We start from the raw sequence: 22783 nt of genomic DNA on the forward strand, positions 1-22783 counted from the left end.
TTATTGTCTTATTAGTAATCTGGTCTTAAGACACCTGTTACAGTTGCCTTAGTTGCTTCGTAGTCGCCATCTACGACAACCTTGATAATGCGTTTGGCATCTTCTTCTGGTGCTGGAACAAGAGGTAGACGAGTTGGTCCAGCTTCAAATCCCATATAGTTAAGAACGGCCTTAACTGGAGCAGGACTTGGATAAGAGAAGAGGGCATTGACCTTAGGAATGAATTTACGTTGAATTGCTGCGGCTTTCTTCATATCGCTTTCTGCAATGGCAGTAAACATCTCGTGCATTTCATCCCCATTTGTATGGGATGCAACAGAAATAACCCCGTCCGCACCAAGGTTCATGGCATGGAAAGCATCTCCATCCTCACCTGTATAAATCAAGAATTTTTCAGGCTTGTGCTCAATCAAGTAAGCCATATTAGCCAAGCTAGTACATTCTTTGACACCGATAATATTTGGATGGTCAGCCAAACGAAGCATGGTTTCTGGAGTTAATTCTACCACTACACGCCCTGGAATGTTATAGATAATAATTGGTAGATCAGAAGCATCTGCAATGGCCTTAAAGTGCTGATACATTCCTTCTTGAGAAGGTTTGTTGTAGTAAGGTACAATAGCAAGTCCAGCAGCAAAACCGCCAAATTCCGCTACTTCTTTGACAAACTCAATAGAGTCGCGCGTATCATTGGTACCTACACCCGCAATCAAAGGAACACGTCCATTGACAATCTTTTGTACAGCCGCAAAGAGTTCCAACTCCTCATCATGGGTTAAAGTTGGACTCTCAGCAGTGGTACCTGCGAGAAGAATTCCATCCGTATGATGGTCCAATAAATGCTCAATCAAGGCTGGAATAGCATCAAAGTTGATAGAACCATCCTCGTGGAAGGGAGTAATAAAGGCTGTGATGATTTTACACTCTTTTAAATCTTGATAAGACATGAAAACACCTCTCTATTTCAAAGAAGGAGTTCATCTGAACTCCTAAACGATATGACTATTTTAATTCAAATTTCAATTCGGCAGTTGGACGAACCAATCCACGTTCGTGGAGAGTTTCAGCAATCTGAACTGAGTTCCAAGCAGCACCTTTGAGAAGGTTGTCTGAAACAACCCACATGTGAATTCCTTTTTCAGCATCCAAGTCTTTACGGATACGACCAACAAAGGTATCACGTGAACCAACTGCATTGATAGCTTGCGGATAGATTTGATGAGCTACATCATCTTCAAGAACAGCGCCTGGGAAGGCTGCGATAGCTGCTTTCACTTCTTCTATTGGAGCCACTTCTTTTGTTTCGATGTAAACAGACTCAGAGTGAGCTGACAAGACTGGAATACGCACACATGTTGCAGATACTGCAATGCTATCATCTTCCATAATTTTCTTAGTTTCCTTAGTCATCTTCATCTCTTCGTAAGTGTAATCATTGTCAGTGAAGACATCGATTTGTGGAAGAGCATTAAAAGCGATAGGATAATGTTTCTTATCACCACCTGAGGGCAAGATTTCCGCATGCAAATCACGTGGGGTTACACCATCATTCAAGACTTCACGAAGTTCACGTTGTGTCTCAAGAATTGCTCCCATACCAGCACCTGAAACGGCTTGGTAAGTTGAAACAATGATACGGTCCAAGCCCCATTTTTGGCGAACTGGTTCAAGCGCCACCATCATTTGGATTGTTGAACAGTTAGGGCAAGCAATAATCCCGTTGTGGGCATCAAGTGCATGAGCATTGACTTCTGGAACAACCAAAGGAACATCTGGATTTTGACGGAAGTAAGATGTATTATCAACTACTACCGCTCCAGATTTAACTGCGTATGGTGCATACTTAGCTGATGTAGAACCACCTGCTGAAAAGAGAGCAATATCAACTCCTTCAAAAGCAGTTTCAGTCGTTTCTTCAATCGTAATATCTTGGTCTTTAAATTTCAATGTCTTGCCTGCTGAACGTGCAGAAGCAAGTAAACGAATTTTATCGATTGGAAGTGTTGATTCTTCCAACATTTTTATCATCTGAGCTCCGACAGCACCTGTCGCGCCGACTACAGCAACTGTATATCCCATAAATAACCTCTTTCGGAATTTTCTAAAAATTTCTATAATAGAAGTATTATACTACTTTTTCCATGAATTGCAAAGCTTTTTCATCATTTTTTGAAAAATAAAAATCCCCAGTCGCTAGACTAGGGACTAAGAGGCATCTTCATGTGATGAGCAGGTTCACACAACTCATCAAGGTCCGCTCCTGCGTTATGACCTCCTTATGCTCAATAGTAGTCCGAAGACTACCTATCGACTCATCGCATCTATTATATTACTAGAGATAATTGGTTTTGTCAATAATAAATTTTTGCAGTATGACTTTTATTATACAAAAGTCAGAATTTTTTCTCGCGAGCATAAGAAAAAACTCTCGTATTCAAGAGTTTCCCTATACATATCATGCTAATTGCCGGGATTGAACCGGCGACCTCATCCTTACCATGGATGCGCTCTGCCAACTGAGCTAAATCAGCTTACTTAAGAAGTATACTATAATCAGAAAAACTTGTCAAGTTTCCTTAGAAATTTTCTATAAGAAAAAGCCAGGTAAAGGCTACCTAGCTTATCTTCTTCTATTTACTTAAATCAATTCGACGACCAATTTTACCGATAATAATCGCTCCAATAATCAATGAGGCAAATTCACCGATACCTGTTGTAAACCAAGTAAGGAAAAATGGTAATTCTGCTACAATATTTAACTCTGCAGCGATAGTAAACATGGAAATTGAAAAGAGGATTGAAAAGAAGAAATGATCTTTTCGAATCAATCCGTTAAAGAGGTAATCCTTGCTATATTTTGCAAAAAGCCAAACACCTAAACTGAGGAATACCAAGGTTGATCCGCCACCAACAAAGACATCTAGCAGTCCGAAGCTAAAGAAATTAGCAATCATACAACCGATGGTAACTCCGATGATGTACTTAGGATTGTAAAAAGCCATAAAGTTCATCATTTCTGAAATACGGAACTGATAAGCACCATAGCTAATGGCATTTAGGGGCGGTGTGACAGTCAAAACGACATAGATAGCAGCAACGATTGCAATGTCTGCAACATCACGAATAGTTAATTTTTTCATCTTTTCTCCTTTAGCGGGTTGTCCGCGTAAAATATGCTTGGTGAAAGAAGCTAAGCACCAAGGGTTGCTTTATTCAACCTTACTAGTATAGCACAATAGCCTGCTTTATGCTATACTTAAAACATGAAAATTCCTATTCAAAAATTTTTTAACAATGAAATCTTAGCCTATCTCTTTTTTGGCCTTGCAACAACTCTAGTTTCGATTCTCTCACGATTGGTCATTTATCAACTAAGTCATCAGGAACTCCTTGCTACTGCCTTAGCAAATATATTTGGTATCCTCTTTGCCTTTATCACAAATGATAGGATTGTATTTAAGCAAGCAAGGAAGAATCGCCTTATCCGTTTATTGAAATTTTCTCTTGCTCGCCTTTCTACTTTTCTGTTAGATTTGCTCTTTACTTTTCTGTTTGTAACTCATTTTCCTCACATCATAGGTCAATTCGTAAATGAAAACATTGATAAGATAAATGCTATTGAAACAATAATTGCACAAATACTCATTATTATCATCAATTATATCTTGAGCAAGATCTATATTTTTAGAAAATAATGTTCCATTTATGAGCCTTTTAATTGCCTTCTATAATGATTTAGGATACAATGAAACACGAAATATTGAAAGGAAAACAGTATGTTAAAAAATCTAAAATCATTCTTGCTTCGAGGAAATGTTATTGACCTTGCTGTCGGTGTTGTCATTGCCTCTGCTTTTGGTGCTATCGTTACTTCACTTGTAAACGACATTATCACTCCTCTTATTTTAAATCCCGCTTTGAAAGCTGCTAAAGTCGAACGTATCGCTCAACTTTCTTGGCATGGAGTCGGCTATGGTAACTTTTTAAGTGCTATTATCAATTTTATCTTTGTCGGTACCGCCCTCTTCTTTATTATCAAGGGTATTGAAAAAGCACAGAAACTCACTGGTATAAAGGAAGAAAAAACTGACGAAAAAAAACCAACCGAATTGGAAGTCCTTCAAGAAATAAAAGCACTTTTGGAGAAAAAATAATCGATTAAAAGGATCTAGCGCAAAGCTAAATCCTTTTTTCTTTACTCTTTGGGTAACTTGCCTGCTTTCTCAAGCATTTTCTTAATCAGATAAGGCATCTTAACATTTTCCCGACCTTTTTTCTCAATCAGTTTTTTCACAAATTCTGGCATTTGTAAATCTTCAGATTCAGCCAAAATGTTTTTCGTCTCGTCTGAAGGAACTAATTCATCAAAGGTTTCTTCTTCCGGGAGAAATTCCTTAAACTCTTGATGTTCATTGGCTCTGACTGTATTGACCAAGGCATCAATTAAACGAGAATCCGTATTTGGCATTGGTAGGCGATGGTAGTTGACACCCAATTCCTGACATAAGTCATAACATTCCACATCATTATCAAACAAGACCTCAATATGCTCGCTAATGAAGCTGATAGGAACAAAAATATAATGGTCTGGATGTTCTGTCTGTTCTCTGAGATACTCCAAAACATCTGGCTTAATCCATGGAATCCCAATATCACTCTCACTCTGCCAAGTATTGGTATATTGTTCAGAACTCAAGCCTAGTTTTTCAGCAACTAACTTGCTATTTTCAAAAATTTGATCGATATAAGGATCGCCAAAATCCAAGGCAAAAATGGGCACACTGTGGGCTGAAAAGATGACTTTAAAGCTATCCTGCTTTACTTCTTCCTTTAAAATCTTAGCAATTTCATCTGCCCAATAGTTTAAGAGCGCTTCTTCCTGATACCAGTCCTTAATGACCAAAAATTGAATTTGCTTGCTTTCTAAAAATTTCTCATAACCCATGATAGAGTAGAAAGAATAATGGGGCTCCAAAATCAAGCAAATACACTGTTCAATGCCGTCTGCTTCCATCTGACCAATCACATCTGTAATAAAAGGTCTGGAAAATTTATTGGCAAAATAGACACTATATTCATTCCCCAGCCTAGCTTCTACCAAGGCAACCTCTTCACGGGTAATTTTTTGCAGAGGAGTACCTCCAATTCGCACATAATTATCATAAAGAGTTTGAATCTCATGGTCTTGAGGTCTCACTCCACGACGAATATTTGTGAAAAAATCAGCTACACCTTCAAAGGTAATCTCTTCTGGTGAACCAAAGGTCATCATTAAAATTGCTTTTTTCATAATCGATTCCTTGTGATGTTTTTATCAAGTTTATTTTATCATGAATCCACTGATAAGTAAACGCTAACATAGCAGATTGCCCTAACTTCTGTCTTTTGTTTTTCTCTCTTTTCTATGATACAATGGAAAAAATGAATTCAAAAGGAGTTTTTTATGACTTATCCAAATCTCTTGGACCGCTTTTTAACCTACGTTAAGGTCAACACGCGCTCTGATGAACACTCTACTACTACTCCAAGTACACAGAGTCAGGTTGACTTTGCAACCAATGTTCTTATTCCTGAAATGAAACGTGTTGGACTGCAAAATGTCTACTACCTTCCGAATGGTTTTGCTATTGGAACCTTGCCAGCTAACGATCCATCTTTAACACGTAAAATTGGCTTCATCTCCCACATGGATACTGCTGATTTTAATGCCGAAGGAGTTAATCCTCAGGTAATTGAAAACTACGATGGTGGTGTGATTGAACTAGGGAATTCTGGTTTCAAACTCGATCCAGCCGACTTCAAGAGTCTTGAGAAATATCCAGGACAAACGCTCATCACAACCGATGGAACAACCTTGCTGGGGGCTGATGACAAGTCAGGAATTGCTGAAATTATGACAGCCATTGAATATCTGACTGCCCACCCTGAAATCAAACACTGTGAAATTCGTGTTGGTTTTGGTCCAGATGAAGAAATCGGTGTTGGTGCTAATCAATTTGATGCAGAAGATTTTGATGTGGATTTTGCCTACACAGTTGATGGTGGCCCACTAGGTGAACTTCAGTACGAGACCTTTTCAGCAGCGGGTGCTGAATTGCATTTCCAAGGACGTAATGTCCACCCTGGTACTGCCAAAGGGCAAATGGTCAACGCCCTTCAGCTAGCAATTGATTTTCACAATCAACTTCCAGAAAAGGACAGACCTGAGTTAACGGATGGTTACCAAGGTTTCTATCATCTAATGGATGTAACAGGTAGCGTTGAGGAGGCAAGTGCTAGCTACATCATTCGTGATTTTGAAAAAGATGCCTTTGCAGCGCGTAAAGCAACTATGAAGTCTATCGCTGATAAGATGAATCAAGAACTTGGTAGCGACCGTGTCACCCTCAACTTGACAGACCAGTACTACAATATGAAAGAAGTCATTGAAAAAGATATGACTCCAATTACCATTGCTAAAGCCGTTATGGAAGATCTGGGTATCACTCCTATTATCGAACCAATTCGTGGAGGGACAGACGGCTCTAAGATTTCCTTTATGGGAATCCCAACCCCTAATATCTTTGCTGGCGGCGAGAATATGCACGGTCGTTTTGAATACGTCAGCCTTCAGACTATGGAACGTGCAGTTGATACCATCATTGGCATCGTAGCTTATAAAGACTAAAAATAGGCTGGACAAAAACTAAATTTTAAGAGAAAATGAAGTAAATCTTCACACAATAAAACGCATAGTATCAAGGTTTTCGGCTCCTGATACTGTGCGTTTTTTAATTATAAATGCGAATTATTTAGTAGCACTTCTCTTTATTGATGAACTGCTTGAGCTGCTGTGATGAGGGTCAACTTGTAAACATCATCTGCATTACATCCACGAGAAAGATCATTAACTGGCTTGTTTAAACCTTGCAAAACAGGTCCTACAGCCGCAAAGCCACCCAGGCGTTCAGCCATCTTGTAACCGATATTTCCTGCCTCGATACCTGGGAAGATGAAGACATTTGCTTGACCAGCTACTGTACTTCCCGGAGCTTTCAGAGCTGCAGTTTCGGGAACAAAGGCCGCATCAAATTGCAACTCACCATCGATTTCAAGGTCAGGACGCAAGTCGTGAGCAATTTTAGTTGCTTCAACGACCTTATCAACGCTTTCACCAAACCCTGAACCTTTAGTAGAATAGCTCAACATGGCAATTTTAGGTTCGATGCCAAACATCTTAGCTGTGATTGCTGAGTTGATGGCAATTTCAGCCAAAGCTTCTGCATCTGGATTGATGTTGATAGCACAGTCTCCAAATAGGTAACGTTCAGAGCCACGAACCATGAGGAAGGCTCCTGAAGTACGAGTCACATTTGGACGAGTTTTGATGATTTGTAGGGCTGGGCGAACTGTTGAAGCTGTTGAGTGAATCGCACCTGATACCATTCCATCAACCAAGCCCAAGTAAACCAACATAACACCAAAGTAGTTGACATCTTCAACCAAAACCTTGCGTGCATCTTCTTCAGATATTTTGCCCTTGCGACGCTCTACCAAGGCAGCAACCATTTCTTCAAATTGAGGATAATGTTGAGGGTCAATGACTTCATAACCATCCATGATCCCTTCAATTTCAAGATAAATTTTAATTTTTTCAGGATTTCCAAGCAAAACAGGAATCACTTCTGTTTCTTTTACCAAGCGTTTAGTCGCTTGCAGAATACGAGGTTCTTCCCCTTCAGGGAGAACGATACGAGCATTTTTACCAACTAGGTTGGCTTTTAGACTTTCAAAAACTTCCATGAGTTTTCTCCTTTAGAATAATAATTATACTCTGAATCAGTTTTTATAGAGTATTAGTTGATAACTGGATAATAAGGTTACTGAAATCATCCGGCAAGGGACTGTCTAACTGCAAGTCCTGCTCTAAAAATGGATGATAAAAATTTAAGGAATGGCAATGCAGAGCCTGACGTTGAATGCCATCGTCCAGACTACCACCATACAAGTCATCTCCCAACAAAGGAAAACCAATATGAGAAAAATGGACTCGGATTTGGTGGGTTCGTCCAGTATGCAGGCGAATATCTACCAAATGAATATTCCCATAAGATGCTACAATCTTGTAGGAAGTATGGGCATACTTTCCACCTTTAGCCACCCGTCTGGTAATAATGGAGTCTTCATCACGCGCAATCGGAGCAATAATTTCCCCCTCTGACTCTAAGTATCCATCACCTTTAACCAAAGCAAAATAGCGTTTTTCAATAGACTTTTTCTGCAACTGCTTGTCTAATCGTGCGTGGGCATAGCCGTGCTTGGCAAAGAGCATCAAGCCAGAAGTATCTCTATCAAGCCTGGTCACAATGTGAACCTGCTGATTTTCATAGTTTTGCTTGACATAGTAACCCTTGATAAAATTAGCGATTGTATTGGAGTGGTTGACACTAGGAATAGAAGCCACTCCATAGGGTTTGTTCAAGACTAGAAAATGATCATCCTCATAGAGAATATCCAGTGGGCGCTCGATAGCTTCTAGAGTTTCAAAGCCTTCCTCAGCGGGAATATCGATGACAACTCGGTCTCCAATATCCAACAGATAAGTTGCATTTTGAGGTTGGTCATTGACCAGAATAGCTCCGCCTCGAAACTTAATCTTGGCCAGAAGCCCCTTAGAAACCTCGTGCTTTTTTAAGAAAGTCTTAACCTTGACATGTTCATCTACGATAAATTCAAACCTCATTCGTCCACCTCGCCGATAAAAGCGTCCTTAACGCGGTTCCAGAAGCTGGTATGGCTAGGAGTCGCGACAAAGTGAATCTTATGATGATCAATTTGATACTCGATTCGCTCGATACTACGAAAAGAATAAACGCTATTGTCAACCGAAATGGTGTGGTAATCGTTTCTTGTTGGAATGAGTTCAATCTTATCCTTCTTAGGCACAATAATGGAAGAGCCCAGCGTTCGATAGACACGATTATTGAGGCTGGCAATTTCCGTCAACTGAAGAGCTTCAATGGTAGGATGTAACACTGCACCGCCAAGAGACTTGTTATAAGCCGTACTACCAGTCGGCGTTGAAACTGTTAAGCCATCTCCGCGAAAACGTTCAAAGGGAACACCATTGATGACAATATCTGCCACCATGGTTCGATCGGATCTGCGAATGCTGGCTTCGTTGAGGGCACGAAAAATCTTGACCTCTCCATTTTCAAGAAAGACCTTCACATTTAGAACAGGGTAAGAGACTCTTGCTCCGGTATCTAGCTGCAAATTAGTCACTAGCTTATCCAACTCAAAATCACGGTAGTCCGTATAGAAGCCCAAATGTCCAGTATGAACACCGATAAATCGTACCTTGTCAAGTTGATTTTCATACTTATGAAAAGCTGATAAGAGCATGCCATCCCCACCAATGGAAATAACAATATCCGGATTGGTATCATTGAGTATAAACTGATTTCTCTTCAAACGATCTCGCAATTCATACAAAACCCTTTGACTCTGTGGTTTTCTATTAGCTATCAGGTCAATTCGTTTACCTGTATTCTTCATCTGTATCGTCACTGTTTCCTACACCATCATTTAATTTTCTACTCAAAGGATCAAAAAGTGCCTGGGCTTCTTGGATATCATCACGAATTTTGCCCATTTCTTCATCCAACTGATGGGCAATCTTGGCCGTGATTTCCAGTCGCTTCTTAATCTCCTCTGGGAAATCCCCTTGGTACTTGTAGTTGAGAGAATGTTCTATCGTTGCCCAGAAATTCATGGCCAAGGTACGAATTTGAATTTCTGCCAAAATAATCTTGGCTCCATTGATGGTGTCAACCATATATTCTACTACCACATGATAGGAACGGTAGCCTGAAGCCTTTCGATGAGTAATGTAATCTCGCTCCTGTATGATTCGCATATCCTGTCGTTTACGCAAAATCTCCACTACTTCCTTGACGTCATCTACAAACTGAACCATCACACGCAAACCAGCAATATCCTGCAAATCGTGTTCCAAGGTCGCATAGGTAATGCCACGACGAGCCATTTTTTCCTTGATACTCTCAATTGGCTTGACTCGACCAGTCACAAACTCAATCGGAGAATGCTTATTTTGCTTGCGATATTGCTTCCGAATACCACGAAGTTTAATCTTTAACTCACCAACAGCTTGAATGTAAGGATCTAGAAATTCTTCCCATTCTAAGGTCATATATTCTCCCTTGTTTTCATATTATCCTTCAAAAATATCTTTGATTTTTTCTCCAGATTCATATACAATAAATACAATGCTTATTATACCATAAATCCGCTTTCAACGATAAAGAAAAGGTAAGAAAAATGAAACATTTAGAAATTGAATTGAAAACACTCTTGAAAAAAGATGAATATGATCGTCTAAAAGACAAGTTCACAGGTGTCACTCCTATTCTTCAAAAAAATTACTACATCGACACGCCTGATTTTGAACTGCGAGAAAAGAAAGTTGCTATGCGCATTCGAACTTTTGAAGACTGGGCTGAATTGACACTCAAAGTCCCGCAAAGTGTTGGAAACATGGAATACAATCAAAAATTACAACTAAAAGATGCTGAAAACTATCTGGCTAAAGAAGAACTTCCTCAGGGACTGGTTCTTGATGAATTGGTGAAACATTGTATCCAAACTAGTGAATGGCTGGTGCTTGGTTGTCTAACAACGCTTCGCTATGAAATGCAAACATCTATTGGTCTCATGGCACTGGATGAGAGTCAGTACTTTGATATTACAGATTACGAATTAGAGCTCGAAGTGGAAAATCAGGAGCAAGGTAAGCAGGATTTCCAGCAATTTTTAGAGGAAAATCAGATTTCCTACCAAAAAGCTCCCTCAAAATTGGTCCGATTTGTCAAAAGCATAAAAAATAGCTGAAATAATCTCTATTTTTTGGTAAAATAGAAAAGATAAAATACAAAAATCCTAGTCATATAGGCTAGGCAGATATGGCTAGGATTTAAAAAGTTTACAGAGGACGGTCTATAATGTCAGATAGAAAAAACATGAAACTTTTCGCACTCAACTCTAACCAAGAGATTGCACAGAAAATTGCACAAGCTGTTGGTGTCCCACTTGGAAAACTATCATCACGTCAATTTTCAGACGGAGAAATCCAAGTGAATATCGAAGAAAGTGTCCGTGGTTATGATGTTTACATCATCCAGTCTACAAGTTTCCCTGTTAACAACCACCTAATGGAATTGTTGATCATGGTTGACGCTTGTGTGCGCGCAAGTGCCCACAGTATCAACGTTGTCCTTCCATATTTTGGCTATGCACGTCAAGACCGCATTGCTTCACCACGTGAGCCACTTACAGCTAAACTAGTTGCCAATATGCTGGTTAAAGCTGGTGTTGACCGTGTCCTTACCCTTGATTTGCATGCTGTTCAGGTGCAAGGTTTCTTTGATATTCCTGTTGACAACCTCTATACAGTTCCCCTATTTGCAAAACATTATTGCGATAAGGGCTTACTTGGCTCAGATGTTGTTGTTGTTAGCCCTAAAAATTCAGGTGTCAAACGTGCTCGTAGTCTGGCTGAATATCTTGATGCTCCTATCGCCATTATCGACTACCCTCAAGACGATGCAACTCGTAACGAAGGTTATATCATCGGTGATGTTGAAGGCAAAAAAGCTATCTTGATTGACGATATTTTAAATACTGGACGTACCTTCTCTGAAGCTGCTAAAATCGTTGAACGTGAAGGAGCTACAGAAATTTATGCTGTTTCTAGCCACGGCCTCTTCGTCGAAGGAGCTGCTGAACTTCTTGACAATACTAATATTAAAGAAATTCTTGTGACTGATTCAGTAGCAACAAAAGAAAAAACTCCTAAAAACGTATGCTACATCACTGCTAGTGAGTTAATTGGTGATGCTATCGTCCGTATCCACGAAAGAAAACCAGTCAGCCCACTCTTTGCTTACAACAAAAAGAAATAAGGTGATTCTTTGATTTATTTGGACAATGCTGCAACGACTCCTATGTCAGCAGTTGCTATTTCAGCTATGACCAAGGTTATGCAAGAAACCCATGGCAATCCATCTAGTATTCATGGGCATGGTCGTCAAGCTGGCAAACTCTTGCGAGAAGCCCGTCAGGAACTAGCCCAGTTACTGGGGACAAAACCTCAACATATCTTTTTCACTTCTGGTGGGACAGAAGGCAACAATACTGCCATCATTGGCTACTGCCTTCGTCACCAAGAACAAGGAAAACACATCATCACAACTGCCATTGAGCACCATGCTGTCCTTGAAACAATTGATTACTTGGTTCAACACTTTGATTTTGAAGTAACTATTATCCAACCAGAAAAGCAAGAAATCACAGCTCAACAAATTCAAAAAGCTTTACGTGACGATACGATTTTGGTTTCTACCATGTCTGCCAATAATGAGACAGGAAACCTACTTCCCATTGCTGAAATTGGCCAAATACTCAAGCAACACCCAGCCGCCTATCATGTCGATGCAGTTCAGGCTATTGGTAAAATCCCTATACACCCAGAAGAATTGGGCATTGATTTTCTCACTGCTTCTGCCCACAAGTTCCATGGTCCTAAGGGAATCGGTTTTCTCTACGCATCTAGCATGGACTTTGATTCCTATCTCCATGGCGGAGACCAAGAACAGAAAAAACGTGCAGGAACTGAAAATCTGCCTGCCATCGTAGGCATGGTTGCAGCCCTAAAAGAAGACCTAGAAAAGCAAGAAGAACATTTTCAACATGTACAAAATCTAGAAACTGCCTTTCTAGCAGAGGTTGAGGGAGTTCAATATTACCTGAATAGAGGCGAACACCATCTCCCTTATGTTCTCAATATTGGATTTCCTGGTCAGAAAAATGACCTCTTACTCCTTCGGCTAGATTTAGCTGGAATTTCAATCTCTACTGGCTCAGCCTGTACGGCAGGCATTGTCCAATCCAGCCATGTTCTTGAAGCCATGTACGGGGCAAATTCAGACCGCTTGAAGGAATCCGTTCGTATCAGTCTCTCGCCACAAAATACTGTTGAAGACCTAGAAACCCTCGCAAAAACCTTAAAAGAAATTATCGGAGGTTAGCCATATGGCATTTGAAAAAACCATTCAGTTAAAAAATTGTCGTTACGACTACACTCTTAGCCCTTCTGTTAAAAAATTTACCCTAAAGGACAACACCTTTTTTGAGACTAAGGTTGGTAACTATGAACTGACTCGCCTACTTGAAAAGGTACCAAACAGCGGTGAAGGCTTCCAACTCAAAATCATCATTAACAAGGAGCTCACAGGGGCTAAAATCAATATCACTGACAAGTTTGGGCTACGTCTAGTTGATATTTTCAAATCAGAAGACCACCACATTCATCAAGAAAAATTCTATTTCCTCATGGATAGCTTAGTAGAGCGTGGTGTCTTTACAAAATCGGAAAGATAGGTCCAAAATGTTTGAATTGACCTATAAGGACAGCTATCGGGTAGAGCGTACACTCAAGTATGAGGATTATGAAGCTCTCATGCTGGCTTTGTCAGGATGTGTGACCCTACCAGATACACTTTATGTGACTTCTTTGACTTTTGAGGGGCAGGAAGTTTACCAAGGATTGGTTGGAGACCTCTACCGTTTTCTATCACATGCAGAATTTTTACATCAAAACTAAGATTTTTCTTAGTTTTTTCTTGTTTTTGTTGATTTTTTCACAATGTTTCTATAAAATAGAAGAATAGAAAGGTTGTGATTTTGTGAAAGATAAACAGTCTGCTATTCCAAAAGCTACAGCGAAAAGACTCTCTCTCTACTATCGAATTTTTAAGAGATTTCATGCAGAAAAGATTGAACGTGCCAACTCTAAACAAATTGCAGAGGCTATCGGTATTGATTCAGCGACAGTTCGTCGTGATTTTTCCTATTTTGGTGAACTAGGTCGTCGTGGTTTTGGCTATGATGTCAAAAAACTGATGACGTTTTTTGCCGATTTGCTCAATGATAACTCCATTACCAATGTCATGCTAGTAGGTATTGGAAATATGGGCCATGCCCTTCTCCACTACCGCTTCCACGAGCGTAACAAGATGAAGATTATCATGGCCTTTGACCTAGATGACCATCCTGAAGTCGGTACCCAAACTCCTGACGGGATTCCCATTTACGGAATTTCTCAAATCAAGGATAAAATCAAGGATGCTGATGTCAAGACTGCTATCCTGACCGTTCCCAGCGTCAAGTCACAAGAGGTCGCTAATCTCTTGATTGATGCTGGCGTAAAAGGAATTCTTAGTTTTTCACCAGTCCATCTGCATTTACCAAAAGATGTGGTCGTTCAGTATGTCGATTTGACAAGTGAACTCCAAACCCTCCTCTATTTCATGCGAAAAGAGGATTAGAAAGCGAAAATCATTTTATGAAAAAACCAGTTATAGGGATTACAGGAAACGAAAAAACTCATCCTGATGATGACATCATGATGAGCTACGCAGCAAAAGGCTTTGTTGAAGGCGTTAAAGACGCTGGAGGGATTCCCATCATCCTACCGATTGGTGATCAAGAAATGGCCTGCCACTATATCAGTATGATTGACAAGCTCATCTTGACAGGTGGGCAAAATGTTGATCCAAAATTCTATGGTGAACCAAAAACCATTGATAGCGATGACTACCACCTTCAAAGAGATATCTTCGAACTAGCCCTCATCAAGGAAGCTATCAAACAGCAAAAGCCGATTTTCTCTGTCTGTCGTGGGACTCAGCTTTTTAACGTTGCCATGGGCGGAACTCTGTACCAAGATATCGAAGACCATTGGCAGGATTGTTCTGCCGAGTACACAACTCAACGCTTGGTGACAGAGCCTGATACAGTTCTTCGAGAAATCTATGGAGAAATTTCCCATATCAACTCCTTCCACCACCAGAGCATCAAGGATTTAGCACCAAATTTAAAGATTGCAGCTCATGATCCTAAAGATGGTATCATTGAGGCTGTCATGAGTACGGATGATGTTCCCTTTCTCGGTGTCCAATGGCACCCAGAATTTCTATTTGTAAATCGTCCCAAAGATAAAAACCTCTTTGACTATGTCGTTAATGAACTTTAGATTAAATCTGTTTTTTCACGGTAACTAAAGTAACTAGAATGTGAGACAATCAAATGGTCCAAGAGGACAATTCCCATCAGATCGCAGGCTTCTTTAACAAGTTTAGTGACATGATCATCATTTCGACTGGGCGCTACCGCTCCTGAAGGATGATTGTGAACCAAGATGAGAGAAGTCGCCATATGCTTGATAGCATAGTGAAGGATCTCTCGTGGCTCAGCGATACTGCGAGTGGCTGAACCTATAAAAATAGTCTGTTGATGGATAATTTGATTTTGAGTATTGAGATAGAGCGCCACCAGGTGCTCTTGTTTTTTATGTCCCAACTCCTGCTGCATCTTCTTGGCCAACTTTTGACTGCTGAGAATACTTTCCATCTCAAGGGTCTCATGTTTATGAATACGATGCCCCAGTTCAATCATAGCTTGTAATTCTATAGCCTTAACACGACCGATACCAGACAGACTCTGCAATTCCTGCAGGGTCATTTTTTTCAAATCTGTTAGGCTTGAAAGATTGCTCAAGACTTTCTGAGCAATTTCAAAAACGCTGGCCTGACGTGTTCCTGTTCTGAGTAAAATAGCTAGCAACTCTTGGTTACTGAGCGCTTCCACTCCTTCCTTGGCCAGTCTTTCTCTTGGTAATAGTGAATCTTCTTGGAATAAAATACTGTACATAAAAATCCTCCTCACTTTATTATTCGTGAGAAGGATGGAAAATTAGATTTTTTTCTCAATTGGGGCTACACTAGCTAAAAGTTTTTTCAAACCTACTTCTGGGAAATTGATTTTTAATTCCTGAGTAGCTCCGTTACCTGAAACTTCCAGAACAGTTCCCTCTCCCCACTTCTTGTGGAGGGCAATGTCACCAATGGACCAACTTGCCTCGCTAGACGCTGGTTTTGCTCCAGCTGTAAATTGACCAAATGGGAGACCACTTGACTGGATAGTTTTTGGGGCTGCACTGCGTTTACGATCTTGAAGAGCCTGGGCAAGACTCATACCTTGACCGAAGGCAAGACCACCACTGCTATAAGATGCTTTAAAGCTTGAATTTGCTGGACGAGCCAATCCTTGATACTCAAGCAAGTCTGAACTGATTTCATTAATAAAACGAGTCGGACGGTTATAGTTGGTACGACCAAAAAGCAGGCGCGAGTTGGCATTGGTCAGATAGAGAATTTTCTCTGCACGCGTAATTCCTACATAGGCCAGACGGCGTTCTTCTTCTAATTCATCTTGATCTTCAGCTGCACGGCTAAGCGGAAAGACATTTTCTTCCATCCCAATCAAAAAGACAACTGGAAACTCGAGACCTTTGGCAGCATGCAGGGTCATCAAGGTCACTTCTGATGTCTCCTGACTACCTGAATCTGTGTCCGCAATCAAGGCCAAGTCATTTAAGAAACGACTCAGTTTATCCAGACCAGTTTCCTCTTCTGGACCATCAGAGGTATCATCAAAGTTTTTCGTCACAGAAAGGAACTCTTCGATATTTTCAACCCTAGCCTTGCTTTCTAAAGTCGCTTGAGCATTTAGAACATCGACGTAACCTGTTTTTTCTAAAACAGCCTCAACCAACTCTGTAATGCTTAAGTGATCCAGTTGCTCCCGCAAATCCAGAATCATATTGGCAAAATCCCAGATAGACTGGGCTGCTTTACCCTTGATACCAGACAACATGATGTTTGCAGAAGCATCTAGCATGGACATGTCTTGCACATTCGCAAAGTCACGGATTTTCTCAACTGTACCTGGGCCAATTCCACGTTTCGGTTCGTTGATAATACGTTCAAAACTGATATTGTCACTCAAATTAGCAATGAGGTTAAGATAAGCGATAATATCACGAATTTCCTTACGGCTATAGAACTTGGTTCCACCAACCATGGTATAAGGAATGTTTGACTTGAGAAGGGCTTCTTCAATAGTACGGGACTGGGCATTAGTCCGATAGAGAACTGCAAAATCCTTGTGAAGGAAGTTTTGACTGCGACCAAGTTCATCAATAGTTTTAGCCACAAATACAGCCTCATCCAGCTCATCATCGGCACGATAGTAAACGATTTGCTCCCCATCAGCGTTTTGGGTCCAGAGATTCTTAGGACGGCGGTTTTTATTATTTTTAATAACCTCATTGGCCGCTTGGAGAATGGTTTTGGTTGAACGATAATTCTCCTCCAACAAAACAACCTTGGCTTGGGGATAATCTTTCTCGAAATCCAAAATATTCTGCATATCAGCACCACGCCAACCGTAGATAGACTGGTCCGCATCCCCAACCACACAGATGTTTTTAAAGCGGGAAGCTAAGAGTTTGACCAGTTGGTACTGGGCATGGTTGGTATCTTGGTATTCATCAACGTGAATGTATTGAAACTTCTGCTGGTAGTAGGTCAAGACATCAGGATTCTGATCAAAGAGACGCAGGGTCAGCATAATCAAATCATCAAAGTCAACTGACTCTGACTGACGAAGCTCTTTTTGATAAGACGTGTAACACTGGGCCACGATTTGCGTATACATATCGCCAGCTTGGGCAGCATAGGCAACATCATCAATCAAATCATTCTTAGCATTGGAAATGGTCCCCAAAATAGTTCGTTCATTCCATTTTTTAGGATCCAAGTTCAACTGCTTGAGAATGCGTTTCATGAGAGTTCGCTGTTCACCGGGATCCACAATAGTAAAATTACGGTTGTAGCCAATATGATCCGCATCACGACGCAAAATACGCACACACATGGAGTGGAAGGTCGCAATCAGACAGTCCTGAGTGGCTGGATTAAGGTTATAAGCACGCTCTTTCATCTCACGCGCAGCCTTATTTGTAAAGGTAATAGCCAAGATATTCCAAGGATTAACCAGCTTTTCATCAATCAAATAAGCGATACGGTGGGTCAAAACACGAGTCTTTCCAGAACCAGCCCCTGCCATGATCAACAAGGGACCTTCTGTCGTTTGCACCGCCTCAGCCTGACGGTCATTCATTCCATTTAATAATGCGTTCATCTTCTCTTCCTTACTCTTGAAGTCAATATTTCTATTATATCAGAATTCAAGGAAAATATCTTTACCTAGACTGGTTACGTGTAGAAGGTAACTCCTTATATCTAGATAAAAATGAGCTTGGATATTATTTCCAAACTCATTTGAATTCAATTTAACTATTAGAACAAGCCTAATACTGTTCCATCGCTTTCAACATCCATGTTGAGGGCTGCTGGTCGTTTTGGAAGTCCTGGCATGGTCATGACATCACCAGTTAAGGCAACGATGAAGCCTGCACCTAATTTTGGCACCAATTCACGAATGGTAATTTCAAAGTTTTCAGGTGCTCCAAGTGCATTTGGATTGTCTGAGAAGCTATACTGGGTCTTAGCCATACAGATTGGCAATTTGTCCCAACCGTTTTGAACGATTTGAGCGATTTGTGTTTGAGCTTTCTTCTCAAAGTTCACTTTGCTACCACGGTAGATTTCAGTAACAATCTTTTCAATCTTTTCTTGGACAGAAAGGCCATTGTCATACAATCGTTTATAGTTAGATGGATTTTCAGCGATAGTCTTGACAACCGCTTCAGCAAGTGCTACTCCACCTTCTGCACCATCAGCCCAGACACTTGCCAACTCAACTGGTACATCGATTGAAGCACAAAGTTCTTTCAAGGCTGCAATTTCAGCTTCTGTATCAGAGACAAATTCGTTAATAGCTACGACTGCTGGAATACCGAACTTACGAATATTTTCTACATGGCGTTTCAAGTTAGCAAAACCGGCACGAACAGCTTCTACGTTTTCTTCAGTCAACGCGTCTTTAGCCACACCACCATTCATCTTAAGGGCACGAAGGGTTGCGACGATAACTACTGCATCTGGAGAAGTTGGCAAGTTTGGTGTCTTGATATCAAGGAATTTCTCGGCACCAAGGTCTGCACCGAAACCAGCTTCAGTAACTGTGTAATCAGCCAAGTGAAGGGCTGTGCTTGTTGCCAAGACTGAATTACATCCGTGAGCAATATTTGCAAATGGACCACCATGTACAAAGGCAGGTGTACCGTAAATTGTCTGAACCAGGTTCGGTTTAATAGCATCCTTCAAAATCAAAGCCAAGGCACCTTCAACCTGCAAATCACCTACAGAAACTGGTGTACGGTCGTAACGATAACCAATAACGATATTCGCCAAACGGCGTTTCAAATCTTCAATATCAGTCGCCAAGCAAAGAATAGCCATGATTTCAGAAGCGACGGTAATGTCAAAGCCATCCTCACGTGGAATACCATTTAGAGGGCCACCAAGTCCAACGGTCACATGGCGAAGAGCACGGTCGTTCAAGTCCACAACACGTTTCCAGAGTATACGACGTTGGTCAATTCCCAACTCATTTCCTTGGTGTAAGTGGTTGTCAATCAAGGCAGAAAGGGCGTTGTTGGCAGTTGTAATGGCATGCATATCCCCAGTAAAGTGGAGATTGATGTCCTCCATTGGTAGAACTTGAGCGTAACCACCTCCTGCAGCACCACCCTTAATCCCCATTACTGGACCAAGAGATGGTTCGCGGATAGCAATCATCGTTTTCTTGCCAATCTTATTCAAGGCATCCGCAAGACCAATGGTAATAGTTGATTTTCCTTCACCTGCAGGTGTTGGGTTGATGGCAGTAACCAAAATCAATTTCCCAACTGGATTGCTCTCAACTGCACGAATTTTATCAAAGCTGAGCTTAGCCTTGTACTTTCCATACAACTCCAAATCGTCGTAAGAAATTCCAAGCTTCTCTACAACATCAACAATAGGTTTCAACTCAATACTCTGTGCGATTTCAATATCTGTTTTCATTCAAAACTCCTCTAACCTCTTATATGATAATTCATTATAACACAAAACAAGATTTTTAACATCCCAAAACTCTCTAAACGTTCGTAAATATCCCTATTTTTAAGGTTTTTAAAGTCCTTTCTTAAATTTTATATGGCTTTATAGTTTGAAACTATAGTAGATTCTTTTTATTTTCTATATATATTCAAGCGCTTTCTTTTGCTTATTATTTTTTTTTTGGTACAATAGTGCTATGAAAATTTTAGTTACATCGGGCGGTACCAGTGAAGCTATCGATAGCGTCCGCTCTATCACTAACCATTCTACAGGTCGCTTGGGGAAAATCATCACAGAAACCTTGCTTGCTGCAGGGCATGAAGTTTGTTTAATTACTACAAAACGAGCTCAGAAGCCAGAAGCTCACCCTAATCTAAGCATTCGAGAAATTACCAATACCAACGACCTTCTACTGGAAATGCAAGAACGGGTTGCAAATTATCAGATTTTGATTCACTCAATGGCGGTGTCCGATTACACTCCTGTTTATATGACGGGGCTTGAGGAGGTTCAGGCTAGCTCTAATTTGGAAGAATTTTTAAGCAAGCAAAATCATCAAGCTAAGATTTCTTCAACTGACGAGGTTCAGGTTTTGTTCCTAAAAAAGACACCCAAAATCATCTCTCTAGTCAAGGAATGTAATCCTGCTATTCATCTGATTGGCTTTAAGCTACTGGTTGATGTTACCGAAGACCATCTGGTTGACATTGCTAGAAAAAGTCTTATCAAGAACCAAGCAGACTTAATCATTGCAAATGACCTGACTCAAATCTCAGCGAACCAGCATCGTGCTATCTTTGTTGAGAAAAATCAGCTTCAAACAGTCCAGACTAAAGAAGAAATTGCAGAACTCCTCCTTAAAAAAATTCAAGCCTACCATTCTTAGAAAGGAAAGATATGGCACATATTCTCTTGGCTGTAACAGGGTCAATCGCCTCTTACAAGTCGGCAGATTTAGTCAGTTCTCTAAAAAAACAAGGTCATCAAGTCACTGTCTTAATGACTCAGGCTGCTACAGAGTTTATCCAACCTTTGACACTACAAGTACTCTCACAGAGTCCTGTCCACTTGGATGTCATGAAGGAACCCTATCCCGAACAGGTCAACCATATCGAACTGGGAAAAGAAACTGATCTATTTATCGTGGTACCTGCAACTGCTAACACTATTGCAAAACTAGCCCTTGGTTTTGCGGACAACATGGTGACCAGTACAGCTTTAGCCTTGCCAAGTCATATTCCCAAACTAATAGCTCCTGCTATGAATACAAAAATGTATGACCATCCAGCAACTCAGGCTAATCTGAAAACATTAGAAGCCTACGGCTATCAGCTGATTGCTCCTAAGGAATCCCTACTAGCTTGTGGAGACCACGGACGAGGAGCCTTAGCTGACCTCACAATTATTTTAGAAAGAATAAAGGAAACTCTCGATGAAAAAACGCTCTAATATTGCACCCATTGCTATCTTTTTTGCAACCATGCTCGTGATACACTTTCTGAGCTCACTTATCTTTAACCTTTTTCCATTTCCAATCAAACCGACTATCGTTCATATTCCTGTCATTATTGCCAGCATTATCTACGGTCCACGAGTTGGGGTTACACTTGGATTTTTGATGGGGCTACTTAGTTTGACGGTTAACACGATTACAATTTTACCAACAAGCTACCTCTTCTCACCATTTGTACCAAACGGAAACATCTACTCAGCTATCATTGCCATCGTCCCACGTATTTTGATTGGTTTAACTCCGTATCTAGTCTATAAACTGATGAAAAACAAGACTGGCCTGATTTTAGCTGGTGCCCTTGGTTCACTAACCAACACAGTCTTTGTACTTGGTGGAATTTTCTACCTTTTTGGAAATGTCTTTGATGGTAATATCCAAAAACTCCTAGCAACTGTTATCTCAACAAATTCGATTGCCGAATTAGTCATTTCCGCAGTTCTAACCCTAGCCATTGTTCCAAGATTACAAACTTTGAAGAAATAAAAACAATCTCCGCTTTCATGCTTGAAGGTGGAGATTTTGTTTGAAGTAGTTTCTTTTTAGTGAACTCTTTACCAATATTTATACTCAATAAAAATCAAAAAGCAAACTAGGAAGCTGGTCGCAGGTTGCTCAAAACACGGTTTTGAGGTTGTAGATGGAAACTGACGTGGTTTGAAGAGGTTTTCGAAGAGTATTAATTTAAAAATGACTTATAAACCTAAGTAAATTCTTGCTTTATTGTCTGGTTTGTTGTACTATACTAGTGTATATACAATTAAAAAGGAGATTCTTATGAATACACGGAAAAAGACACAATTTATGACAATGACTGCCCTCTTAACGGCTATTGCAATTTTGATTCCAATTGTTATGCCATTCAAGATTGTCATTCCACCTGCTTCCTATACTTTGGGGAGCCACATCGCTATTTTTATAGCCATGTTCTTGTCGCCCTTGATGGCAGTTTTTGTCATCCTAGCCTCTAGTTTTGGATTTTTGATGGCTGGCTATCCTATGGTTATCGTATTTCGAGCTTTTTCCCATATCTTTTTTGGGACTATAGGATCTCTTTACCTACAAAAATTCCCCGAAACCCTAGATAAACCAAAAGCTTCCTGGATTTTCAACTTTGTTTTAGCTGTCGTTCATGCCCTTGCTGAAGTATTGGCCTGTGTCATTTTTTATGCAACTTCCGGTACCAATGTAGAAAATATGTTCTATGTTCTCTTTGTACTAGTTGGATTTGGCACAATTATCCATAGTATGGTAGACTATACATTAGCACTAGCTGTCTATAAAGTGCTTCGCAAACGCCGTTAAA

The 22783-nt window shown here is 40.4% G+C and carries 25 protein-coding genes, 1 tRNA gene and 1 riboswitch; of the genes, 14 read left to right on the top strand and 12 right to left on the bottom strand.

Annotated features, from left to right (window positions below; translation table 11 throughout):
• Window positions 1-11: 11 nt before the first annotated feature.
• The 4 genes from dapA to HT724_RS08445 all read right to left on the bottom strand — a co-directional run bounded on the left by dapA (window position 12) and on the right by HT724_RS08445 (window position 3140).
• Window positions 12-947 (bottom strand): 4-hydroxy-tetrahydrodipicolinate synthase, encoded by a 936-nt coding sequence (gene dapA / locus HT724_RS08430; protein ID WP_173276432.1) that lies wholly within the window; start codon window positions 945-947, stop codon window positions 12-14.
• Between the two features lie 55 nt (window positions 948-1002).
• Window positions 1003-2079 (bottom strand): aspartate-semialdehyde dehydrogenase, encoded by a 1077-nt coding sequence (locus HT724_RS08435; RefSeq protein ID WP_173276433.1) that lies wholly within the window; start codon window positions 2077-2079, stop codon window positions 1003-1005.
• A 379-nt stretch (window positions 2080-2458) separates the two neighbouring features.
• A tRNA-Thr gene (locus HT724_RS08440) sits at window positions 2459-2531 on the bottom strand.
• 99 nt (window positions 2532-2630) lie between these two features.
• Entirely contained in the window at window positions 2631-3140 is a 510-nt protein-coding gene (locus HT724_RS08445) for a QueT transporter family protein (RefSeq protein WP_000737071.1), read from the bottom strand.
• Window positions 3138-3235, bottom strand: a riboswitch (PreQ1 riboswitch). It overlaps the preceding gene by 3 nt.
• 28 nt (window positions 3236-3263) lie before the next feature.
• Between HT724_RS08445 and HT724_RS08450 the strand changes: the two genes are divergently transcribed.
• Together HT724_RS08450 and mscL are read left to right on the top strand one after the other, a co-directional pair.
• Window positions 3264-3695, top strand: a complete 432-nt coding sequence (locus HT724_RS08450) for a GtrA family protein (protein WP_173276434.1) — start codon at window positions 3264-3266, stop codon at window positions 3693-3695.
• Window positions 3696-3776: 81 nt separating this feature from the next.
• Window positions 3777-4154: a large conductance mechanosensitive channel protein MscL gene (gene mscL, locus HT724_RS08455; RefSeq protein WP_000916792.1), complete on the top strand. Its 378-nt coding sequence runs from the start codon at window positions 3777-3779 to the stop codon at window positions 4152-4154.
• A gap of 41 nt (window positions 4155-4195) precedes the next feature.
• On the opposite strand, the gene hemH is transcribed toward mscL, so the two are convergent.
• Window positions 4196-5290, bottom strand: a complete 1095-nt coding sequence (gene hemH, locus HT724_RS08460; protein ID WP_173276435.1) for a ferrochelatase — start codon at window positions 5288-5290, stop codon at window positions 4196-4198.
• A 153-nt stretch (window positions 5291-5443) separates the two neighbouring features.
• Here hemH and pepT point away from each other — a divergent pair, with 153 nt between their 5' ends.
• Window positions 5444-6667, top strand: a complete 1224-nt coding sequence (gene pepT / locus HT724_RS08465; protein WP_173276436.1) for a peptidase T — start codon at window positions 5444-5446, stop codon at window positions 6665-6667.
• Window positions 6668-6807: 140 nt separating this feature from the next.
• Here pepT and pta read toward each other — a convergent pair whose 3' ends face one another.
• From pta to HT724_RS08485, 4 genes are read right to left on the bottom strand one after another with little or no spacing between them, the layout of a single operon-like run.
• A complete protein-coding gene (gene pta, locus HT724_RS08470; protein ID WP_173276437.1) occupies window positions 6808-7782 on the bottom strand; it encodes a phosphate acetyltransferase in 975 nt (324 codons plus the stop codon).
• A gap of 43 nt (window positions 7783-7825) precedes the next feature.
• The gene (locus HT724_RS08475; protein ID WP_173276438.1) at window positions 7826-8722 is read right to left on the bottom strand and encodes an RluA family pseudouridine synthase; all 897 of its coding nucleotides are present in this window, start codon (window positions 8720-8722) and stop codon (window positions 7826-7828) included.
• Window positions 8719-9537, bottom strand: a complete 819-nt coding sequence (locus tag HT724_RS08480; protein ID WP_173276439.1) for an NAD kinase — start codon at window positions 9535-9537, stop codon at window positions 8719-8721. Before HT724_RS08480 ends, HT724_RS08475 begins: the two co-directional genes overlap by 4 nt.
• Complete coding sequence (locus HT724_RS08485; protein ID WP_173276440.1) at window positions 9521-10192, bottom strand: GTP pyrophosphokinase family protein; 672 nt, start codon at window positions 10190-10192, stop codon at window positions 9521-9523. The genes HT724_RS08480 and HT724_RS08485 overlap by 17 nt, the downstream gene beginning before the upstream one ends.
• Before the next feature lie 128 nt (window positions 10193-10320).
• On the opposite strand from HT724_RS08485, the gene HT724_RS08490 reads away from it, so the two are divergent.
• From HT724_RS08490 to HT724_RS08520, 7 genes are all read left to right on the top strand, one after another.
• On the top strand, window positions 10321-10890 hold the full coding sequence (locus tag HT724_RS08490) for a CYTH domain-containing protein (RefSeq protein ID WP_173276441.1): 570 nt from the start codon (window positions 10321-10323) through the stop codon (window positions 10888-10890).
• A 110-nt stretch (window positions 10891-11000) separates the two neighbouring features.
• The gene (locus HT724_RS08495) at window positions 11001-11960 is read left to right on the top strand and encodes a ribose-phosphate diphosphokinase (RefSeq protein ID WP_001283823.1); all 960 of its coding nucleotides are present in this window, start codon (window positions 11001-11003) and stop codon (window positions 11958-11960) included.
• A gap of 9 nt (window positions 11961-11969) precedes the next feature.
• A complete protein-coding gene (locus HT724_RS08500; protein ID WP_173276442.1) occupies window positions 11970-13085 on the top strand; it encodes a cysteine desulfurase family protein in 1116 nt (371 codons plus the stop codon).
• Window positions 13086-13089: 4 nt separating this feature from the next.
• Complete coding sequence (locus HT724_RS08505) at window positions 13090-13437, top strand: DUF1831 domain-containing protein (RefSeq protein WP_000863540.1); 348 nt, start codon at window positions 13090-13092, stop codon at window positions 13435-13437.
• A gap of 7 nt (window positions 13438-13444) precedes the next feature.
• The gene (locus HT724_RS08510; RefSeq protein WP_173276443.1) at window positions 13445-13660 is read left to right on the top strand and encodes a DUF4649 family protein; all 216 of its coding nucleotides are present in this window, start codon (window positions 13445-13447) and stop codon (window positions 13658-13660) included.
• An 82-nt stretch (window positions 13661-13742) separates the two neighbouring features.
• Complete coding sequence (locus HT724_RS08515) at window positions 13743-14384, top strand: redox-sensing transcriptional repressor Rex (RefSeq protein ID WP_173276444.1); 642 nt, start codon at window positions 13743-13745, stop codon at window positions 14382-14384.
• 17 nt (window positions 14385-14401) lie between these two features.
• Window positions 14402-15091, top strand: coding sequence for a gamma-glutamyl-gamma-aminobutyrate hydrolase family protein (locus HT724_RS08520; protein ID WP_173276445.1), 690 nt, complete (start codon window positions 14402-14404; stop codon window positions 15089-15091).
• On the opposite strand, the gene radC is transcribed toward HT724_RS08520, so the two are convergent.
• The 3 genes from radC to HT724_RS08535 all read right to left on the bottom strand — a co-directional run bounded on the left by radC (window position 15088) and on the right by HT724_RS08535 (window position 19931).
• Window positions 15088-15768: a DNA repair protein RadC gene (radC, locus tag HT724_RS08525; protein ID WP_173276446.1), complete on the bottom strand. Its 681-nt coding sequence runs from the start codon at window positions 15766-15768 to the stop codon at window positions 15088-15090. The two genes, HT724_RS08520 and radC, sit on opposite strands and share 4 nt — an antisense overlap.
• 42 nt (window positions 15769-15810) lie before the next feature.
• Window positions 15811-18102: a DNA helicase PcrA gene (pcrA, locus tag HT724_RS08530; protein WP_173276447.1), complete on the bottom strand. Its 2292-nt coding sequence runs from the start codon at window positions 18100-18102 to the stop codon at window positions 15811-15813.
• Window positions 18103-18260: 158 nt separating this feature from the next.
• The gene (locus HT724_RS08535; RefSeq protein ID WP_173276448.1) at window positions 18261-19931 is read right to left on the bottom strand and encodes a formate--tetrahydrofolate ligase; all 1671 of its coding nucleotides are present in this window, start codon (window positions 19929-19931) and stop codon (window positions 18261-18263) included.
• Window positions 19932-20163: 232 nt separating this feature from the next.
• Between HT724_RS08535 and coaB the strand changes: the two genes are divergently transcribed.
• The 4 genes from coaB to HT724_RS08555 all read left to right on the top strand — a co-directional run bounded on the left by coaB (window position 20164) and on the right by HT724_RS08555 (window position 22782).
• Complete coding sequence (gene coaB / locus HT724_RS08540; protein WP_173276449.1) at window positions 20164-20853, top strand: phosphopantothenate--cysteine ligase; 690 nt, start codon at window positions 20164-20166, stop codon at window positions 20851-20853.
• Window positions 20854-20864: 11 nt separating this feature from the next.
• Entirely contained in the window at window positions 20865-21416 is a 552-nt protein-coding gene (gene coaC, locus HT724_RS08545) for a phosphopantothenoylcysteine decarboxylase (RefSeq protein ID WP_173276450.1), read from the top strand.
• Entirely contained in the window at window positions 21400-21963 is a 564-nt protein-coding gene (locus tag HT724_RS08550) for an ECF transporter S component (protein ID WP_000747412.1), read from the top strand. The genes coaC and HT724_RS08550 overlap by 17 nt, the downstream gene beginning before the upstream one ends.
• Before the next feature lie 291 nt (window positions 21964-22254).
• On the top strand, window positions 22255-22782 hold the full coding sequence (locus HT724_RS08555) for an ECF transporter S component (RefSeq protein WP_173276451.1): 528 nt from the start codon (window positions 22255-22257) through the stop codon (window positions 22780-22782).
• Window position 22783 lies beyond the last annotated feature (1 nt).

The sequence above is a fragment of the Streptococcus sp. k-402 genome (genome assembly GCF_013277515.1).
Taxonomy (GTDB): Bacteria; Bacillota; Bacilli; order Lactobacillales; family Streptococcaceae; genus Streptococcus.

Coding starts and splice junctions, on each gene's coding strand:
- HT724_RS08445 (WP_000737071.1), bottom strand. CDS start 3,140: ATGAAAAAATTAACTATTCGTGATGTTGCAGACATTGCAATCGTTGCT.
- HT724_RS08490 (WP_173276441.1), top strand. CDS start 10,321: ATGAAACATTTAGAAATTGAATTGAAAACACTCTTGAAAAAAGATGAA.
- HT724_RS08450 (WP_173276434.1), top strand. CDS start 3,264: ATGAAAATTCCTATTCAAAAATTTTTTAACAATGAAATCTTAGCCTAT.
- pcrA (WP_173276447.1), bottom strand. CDS start 18,102: ATGAACGCATTATTAAATGGAATGAATGACCGTCAGGCTGAGGCGGTG.
- dapA (WP_173276432.1), bottom strand. CDS start 947: ATGTCTTATCAAGATTTAAAAGAGTGTAAAATCATCACAGCCTTTATT.
- coaB (WP_173276449.1), top strand. CDS start 20,164: ATGAAAATTTTAGTTACATCGGGCGGTACCAGTGAAGCTATCGATAGC.
- radC (WP_173276446.1), bottom strand. CDS start 15,768: ATGTACAGTATTTTATTCCAAGAAGATTCACTATTACCAAGAGAAAGA.
- HT724_RS08555 (WP_173276451.1), top strand. CDS start 22,255: ATGAATACACGGAAAAAGACACAATTTATGACAATGACTGCCCTCTTA.
- HT724_RS08550 (WP_000747412.1), top strand. CDS start 21,400: ATGAAAAAACGCTCTAATATTGCACCCATTGCTATCTTTTTTGCAACC.
- pepT (WP_173276436.1), top strand. CDS start 5,444: ATGACTTATCCAAATCTCTTGGACCGCTTTTTAACCTACGTTAAGGTC.
- HT724_RS08495 (WP_001283823.1), top strand. CDS start 11,001: ATGTCAGATAGAAAAAACATGAAACTTTTCGCACTCAACTCTAACCAA.
- pta (WP_173276437.1), bottom strand. CDS start 7,782: ATGGAAGTTTTTGAAAGTCTAAAAGCCAACCTAGTTGGTAAAAATGCT.
- hemH (WP_173276435.1), bottom strand. CDS start 5,290: ATGAAAAAAGCAATTTTAATGATGACCTTTGGTTCACCAGAAGAGATT.
- HT724_RS08435 (WP_173276433.1), bottom strand. CDS start 2,079: ATGGGATATACAGTTGCTGTAGTCGGCGCGACAGGTGCTGTCGGAGCT.
- HT724_RS08505 (WP_000863540.1), top strand. CDS start 13,090: ATGGCATTTGAAAAAACCATTCAGTTAAAAAATTGTCGTTACGACTAC.
- HT724_RS08535 (WP_173276448.1), bottom strand. CDS start 19,931: ATGAAAACAGATATTGAAATCGCACAGAGTATTGAGTTGAAACCTATT.
- HT724_RS08520 (WP_173276445.1), top strand. CDS start 14,402: ATGAAAAAACCAGTTATAGGGATTACAGGAAACGAAAAAACTCATCCT.
- coaC (WP_173276450.1), top strand. CDS start 20,865: ATGGCACATATTCTCTTGGCTGTAACAGGGTCAATCGCCTCTTACAAG.
- HT724_RS08475 (WP_173276438.1), bottom strand. CDS start 8,722: ATGAGGTTTGAATTTATCGTAGATGAACATGTCAAGGTTAAGACTTTC.
- HT724_RS08480 (WP_173276439.1), bottom strand. CDS start 9,537: ATGAAGAATACAGGTAAACGAATTGACCTGATAGCTAATAGAAAACCA.
- mscL (WP_000916792.1), top strand. CDS start 3,777: ATGTTAAAAAATCTAAAATCATTCTTGCTTCGAGGAAATGTTATTGAC.
- HT724_RS08510 (WP_173276443.1), top strand. CDS start 13,445: ATGTTTGAATTGACCTATAAGGACAGCTATCGGGTAGAGCGTACACTC.
- HT724_RS08485 (WP_173276440.1), bottom strand. CDS start 10,192: ATGACCTTAGAATGGGAAGAATTTCTAGATCCTTACATTCAAGCTGTT.